Raw genomic sequence first — 4,915 nt, 5'->3', positions numbered from 1 at the left:
AATAAAATCAACATACTGATTGGCACGGGGTTCTTCCGGGATGTTTGAAAGCAGATCATCCCTTAATTCACCCTCAATAAAACTTAATGCATCTTCTGGGAAATATTCCGCAGTTCTTTGATCTTCAGCATTCCAGATACCCACTACAATTGTCGGGGGGATTTCATCGGATTCCATCATCCGGGTCAGTATCTCATCTACTCGCCACTCCTGGCTGTTCCATGTTGAGCTCTCGTCAAAAAGCATCTGACCGTCGTGCATATAGATAACGCTATATTCAGTGTCCTGTTCATACGATTCAGGAATCCACACATCTACGAAGCGTTCAGTCAGATCTTCCGGCTTAAACAGATATCGATCAAGATGGCCCGCAATGAAATTGGATTCTATTTTCTCCGCAAATTCAACAGAGTTTGTTTGAATATCATTACCTGAACATTGAACGAGCAAAAAGGCGGCGCCCAAAAGAAGTAGTATGCTTTTCATAAAACAATTTCTAAGAAATGTCGGATATCAAAAATTTAACGATGGAATTTGTCCGCGAATCTCACCGCTGCGATTTCTGTTCGACCGAATATTGATGTACATGCGCCCATTCCGGAGTGCCTCTTTCTGTTCCTCCCTCAGTTCAAAACGGTTTTCCGCAATTTTAAATACTCCCTCGGTTTTCTCTTCATTCAGTTCAGCACTTAGTCGATAAATCTCATTTCCCGACTCATTGGCTCTCCCAAAATGAATTCCCGCTCCCAAATAGTATTCACTCAGATCTTCAAACGATCCGCTCACAAAAAGAGAATCACCCTCTACGGTTACTTCAATCATGCCGGTACCGGGTGTATTAACCGATGGAACTTGATTATGTCCTGCCAACATAACTTCCACAGTTGACTGTGCCGCAGCTGAAGCAGCGAATATTCCCATGAAAAACATCAAAAACAGACTTTTTACTCTCATCTCAATCACCTTCTTAATTTTTATATTTATAAACGATGAACCCCGCTATATGCGTCCTACAAAAAAATTGAGGCTCAAAAATTTCTAAATCCTCTCAAATTTGATCTGAGGTTACAAACCCTATCATGTATATTAATATTTAAAATCATATTAATGAACTCAACCCATTTCCATGAACCATAAAGAATTTGAACAGCAGTTTTCCGTCCGCGACTATGAGCTCGACACTCAGGGTGTGGTAAACAATTCTGTCTATCAAAATTATCTAGAACATGCACGTCATGAATTCCTGAAGTCAGTGGGACTCAATTTTAATAAACTTCACGATAACGGAACCGATGCGGTTGTTCATAAAGTTGAGTTGGTCTACAAAAAACCGTTAACGGGTGATGATCAATTTGTCGTTAAAACTCATGCAAAGAAGTCGGGCAATGTTCGTTTTGTTTTCTATCAGAACATCTACAGGCTACCGGATCGTGAATTGATTTTAAAGGGGGTTATTACCGCAGTATTTATGAACGACGGACGGCCCATTCGGCCGCCTCAAGAGGTGGAAGCAGCTTTACAGTAAAGTTGCTGTTATACATTTCTGTATATGCCATCAGAATGTTTTTAATCCATTTATTGTATAAACAGATAAACTACAAGTAAATATACCGCTATGAGATTACGATATCTTTCAATACTTATTATTACTGTACTTTTTTCTGCTTGCTCTGCAGAAAAAGATGAAGCCGAAACTCTGAACGGCTATCCGAATTCTCAGCTATTAGTAGAAGCAACGGAGTTAAATTCACTTCTTGATGATGAGGAAATTTTCCTGATTGATACCAGGGAAGAGCCTGGTGACTCCTTAATTCCCGGAGCCGTGCATTTTGCCTCAATACAAAATTTGACAGATCAGGATCACCCTATAGAGCACTATCTGATCGGCCATGAAGAATTTGAACGTGTCATGCAAGAAATTGGCCTCAATAATGAAGACCGTATTGTAATCTATGATGAGGGAAATGCCTTGGCTGCTGCAAGACTTTTTTATGCATTGGATTACTATGGATTTTCAAATGCCTCTTTGCTTAACGGCGGAATTCAAGGTTGGGCAAATGCTTATCCTGTTGTGGATTATGGATCAGAAAGAGCTCCCGGAAACTTCAGTGTTGATGTTCAAGAATCTAAATTCTGTGACATAAGCTATGTTATGGAAGCCTCTAACGATCCTGACAAAATCATTTTTGATGTGCGTTCTGAAGAAGAGTACACCGGTGCCGATGAGCGTGCTGAACAAAGTGGACACATCCCCAATGCCGTACACCTGGAATGGAGCAATGTTTTAGAAGATGAGGGTGTGCCCTACTTCAAATCAGCTCAGGAAATTCAAAGTATTTATGATTCGCTTGGAATTACACGCGATAAAGAGGTAATTCCGCACTGCCATACGAACGTTCGAGGATCGCACGCTTATTTCACACTTAGGTTGATGGGATACGACTCCGTAAGGGCTTACGAAGGTTCGTGGTCGGAATATGGTAATAGTCCGGACGCCGTGGTAGAACAGTAACCGTTTAGTTGAAGTAAAGAAAACTGAATAGGATGTATATTACTGCCGGCGGCATCAGAAATACGATGGCCCAGTAAACGGAACTTCTGAACTTTTGTATTAATTCAGATTTGGGCTTTTCGGTTGTTTTGCCGGTTTCATCATCCCTTTCAAAGCCCAGACGGTTGATTTTACCCCAGCTCTTTTTGCCCTTAATGTAGTCGATTAAACCTACAAATCTCCACCAGGCGTGTATTTGTCTGTACCCCAGGTTTTCGAGTGAAGCATAGAGGGTGAGAATCAAGGTATTTTTGATGCTGCCATATCTTCTGAATGTGGCCTCTTCACAAATAAGGGATGAGACGGATAACAAAAAGCCCAGCAATATTGAAACCGTTAAAAAGAGGAGAACAAACGGTTCATAGATTCCCATAAAAATGATCACAAAAATAAAGTAGATATAGCCCATCATTTCAATGACTGGACCGATCAGCTCAACCAGTGTAAAATAGGGGATTGTTGTAAGTCCCATTCTGCCATACTTCTTATTAAAAAACATGGTTCTGTGTCGCCAAATCGAATCAACCAATCCTCTCTGCCAGCGATTTCTTTGCGTAGCCAAATCATTCCAGTTTTCGGGCACTTCGGTCCAGCAAACCGGTTTCGGCAGAAAGCGAACTCTATACTCTTCATCCTGTTCTCTGAAAAACCGGTGCAGCCTTACAACCAACTCCATGTCTTCTCCAACGGAGTCTCTTGCATATCCTCCTGCCCTGATTACTGATTTTCGGTCAAATATTCCAAATGCGCCTGAGATAATGATCAAACTTTTAAAATAGTCCCACCCAATTCTGCCAAACAAAAAGGAGCGTAGGTACTCAACTGTCTGGATCCGAGCCAGAAAGCTTTTGGGAATCCCAATCTCCTTTATTTCGTAGTTCGAAACTTTACACCCGTTAGCCACGCGCACAATACCTCCTGCTGCTACAAGCCGGTCATCCAGAACAAAGGCCTGAAGCATCTGTTTTAGCACATCCTGCTCCAGCAGTGAATCGGCATCGATAGAGCAGAAAAGATCGTTGGCACACGCATTGATTCCACAGTTTAACGCATCACCTTTCCCCCCATTCACTTTATCGATCACAATCAAGTTATCGTATCGGCTTGATCTGTATGATTTAACGATATTTTTATGTGGCAACGTTGAATGCAGCTCTATTTCAGACTCATATAGTCTGAAGTGATTTTTGAGCTTTTCAAGAGTAGAATCTGTACTTCCATCGTTAACCACCACAATCTCAAAATCTCTATACTGAAGCTGAAGAAGTGCTTCTACGGAATCAATAATATTCACTTCTTCATTATATGCCGGAGAGATGATGGATATCGACTTATACAGATCGGACTGAAAGACCCCCTCCGGTTCAAATACAGAATAGTACTTTTGATGTTTTCTGATATAAAACAGAGATACAACCACCATCGATAGATACGTCCCGTTCACAATCAAGAAATAGAGAATGAAAACCCAGCCTAAAGAATCTACCAGGTTGATAAATTGCTGGATGTGGGTTACAGCTTGTTCTAACAAATCTTAATGGGTCTATTTGAATTCTTATTATGCAATAGCCTTTTCGAAAGTGATCTCCTGGTCCAGGACAAGCACAGCATCTTGCACAGCCTTCCTAACTTCTCTATCCGGGTAATGTTGATATGCCTTTATACTATCGATCGCCATTGAGTTCAAAAATATGCGCTGAGAATCAATAAGTGCCGATAAAACGTCAGGCTCTTTCCATAACTCATCTCTGCTTTCCAGCCAGCTTTGAAGCGGTTTGATCATTAAATAATAATTTGATTCAGATACACATCGAATCAAAAGGGCTCTTTTCTTTGTTGATAAACTTTTATCAGAAATGAGCGCTTCTAAAAAAGCGGCCTCTTCTGTAGTCTGACGTTTATTGTCATGCTTGAACCTGTAAAAAAGCTCCAGTAACGCCATTTTGGAAATGCCCTCTCTCTTGGTAAACGTATCCATGGCGTGCATTCTGTCATTGAAATTATCACTGGCCATAAGTGCAGAAGCTGCGGAGAAAGCCAGGTAGGTATTAGCTGACTGAACAAACTTCCCCAAAATATATACGACGTCACCCCTGACAATATTTGTATACCTGAAATAGTTACAAGCCTCTATTTTGACGACGTCACTGTCATCTTTCAGCTGCTTCAGGTGATACTTATAGAGTGAGTCGATCATCAAAAGCCTCTTTAATTTTTCTGCATCTTCTCCCTCCACATTTTTCAACAGCTTTACGATAGTTTCTTCATAAACCCGATATTTTAACGCATTTGAGCCAAGAAGTTTTTCGAACATTGCTACCTCGCCATTCTCTTCCAGATACTCAAATATCAGAGGCAAAAACG

General features: G+C 41.0%; 6 protein-coding genes. 2 read left to right on the top strand and 4 right to left on the bottom strand.

The window, feature by feature from the left end; all coding sequences use genetic code 11:
* The coding region (locus ACESM0_RS12695) for an alpha/beta hydrolase-fold protein (protein ID WP_372906576.1) at positions 1 to 486 on the bottom strand (486 nt) is incomplete at its 3' end.
* A 27-nt stretch (positions 487 to 513) separates the two neighbouring features.
* Entirely contained in the window at positions 514 to 954 is a 441-nt protein-coding gene (locus ACESM0_RS12690) for a CHRD domain-containing protein (protein ID WP_372906575.1), read from the bottom strand.
* Positions 955 to 1,126: 172 nt separating this feature from the next.
* Here ACESM0_RS12690 and ACESM0_RS12685 point away from each other — a divergent pair, with 172 nt between their 5' ends.
* Both ACESM0_RS12685 and ACESM0_RS12680 read left to right on the top strand, forming a co-directional pair.
* Positions 1,127 to 1,525, top strand: coding sequence for an acyl-CoA thioesterase (locus tag ACESM0_RS12685; RefSeq protein WP_372906574.1), 399 nt, complete (start codon positions 1,127 to 1,129; stop codon positions 1,523 to 1,525).
* Positions 1,526 to 1,615: 90 nt separating this feature from the next.
* Complete coding sequence (locus ACESM0_RS12680) at positions 1,616 to 2,512, top strand: sulfurtransferase (RefSeq protein ID WP_372906573.1); 897 nt, start codon at positions 1,616 to 1,618, stop codon at positions 2,510 to 2,512.
* Positions 2,513 to 2,516: 4 nt separating this feature from the next.
* On the opposite strand, the gene ACESM0_RS12675 is transcribed toward ACESM0_RS12680, so the two are convergent.
* Positions 2,517 to 4,082, bottom strand: coding sequence for a glycosyltransferase family 2 protein (locus tag ACESM0_RS12675; RefSeq protein ID WP_372906572.1), 1,566 nt, complete (start codon positions 4,080 to 4,082; stop codon positions 2,517 to 2,519).
* A gap of 27 nt (positions 4,083 to 4,109) precedes the next feature.
* The coding region (locus ACESM0_RS12670; protein WP_372906571.1) for a hypothetical protein at positions 4,110 to 4,915 on the bottom strand (806 nt) is incomplete at its 5' end.

Source organism: Rhodohalobacter sp., assembly GCF_041686455.1.
Taxonomy (GTDB): domain Bacteria; phylum Bacteroidota; class Rhodothermia; order Balneolales; family Balneolaceae; genus Rhodohalobacter.
The sequence above is the reverse complement of the archived record's forward strand: the minus strand, read 5'-3'. Positions and strand labels throughout refer to the sequence as shown.